The 680-nt window shown below is 44.3% G+C and carries 1 protein-coding gene; it reads left to right on the top strand.

Annotation, left to right across the window (positions count from 1 at the left end; genetic code table 11):
- Positions 1–23 precede the first annotated feature (23 nt).
- Positions 24–680 (top strand): PA domain-containing protein (locus LD39_RS20540; RefSeq protein ID WP_369793270.1); only part of this gene is annotated, 657 nt, incomplete at its 3' end.

Raw genomic sequence — 680 nt, 5'->3', positions numbered from 1 at the left:
TTTTATTGGCGGGAGGATTAGTTTTGAGTTCTGCACCTGCAGCCGTCACTGCTAACCCTCATGCTCCAAACGAACAGTCTGACCATGCATTTGACAACAAAATCATCAAAAAAATTAACGCAGACCGCATGTACAACCGAATTGCTCTGCTGTCTGAAACTCCTCGTCAAGCTGGCACAGAGGGAGAGGATAATGCTGTTAAGTACATTAAAAGTGAGTTTGAAAGTTACGGATACGAAACAGAACTCCAGCCTTTCCAATTTGTAGCAGATTGGAATGAAGGAACATCTACTATTTCTATAAATGGAACAGATTTTTATGGAGATGTTCACACGTTCCACGGTTCCGTTGATGGTGACGTGAATGGCCCCCTTGTCTATGTCGGGCTAGCGAAAGAAGTAAATGAAGACCTCGACGGTAAAATCGCGTTAATCGAGCGTGGAGAAATCAGTTTCTATGAAAAAGTTCAAAACGTTCTCGATAAAGGTGCTGTTGGAGTGATTATGTTCAATCGCGAAGGAGCAGAAGGGAACGACTTTGGCTATACATACGATGGTCAGGACATCCCGGCAGTAGCCATCAATCGTGAGGCAGGACTAAACCTCGTCGAACAGTTAGAAACGGATGAGGTAAGTGCTGAAGTTAGTGTGGAGGGATCTGCACCGATTTATGGAAAATCC

It is taken from the genome of Halobacillus sp. BBL2006 (assembly GCF_000786645.1).
GTDB lineage: Bacteria > Bacillota > Bacilli > Bacillales > Halobacillaceae > Halobacillus.
This window is presented reverse-complemented; position numbering and strand designations above follow the sequence as displayed.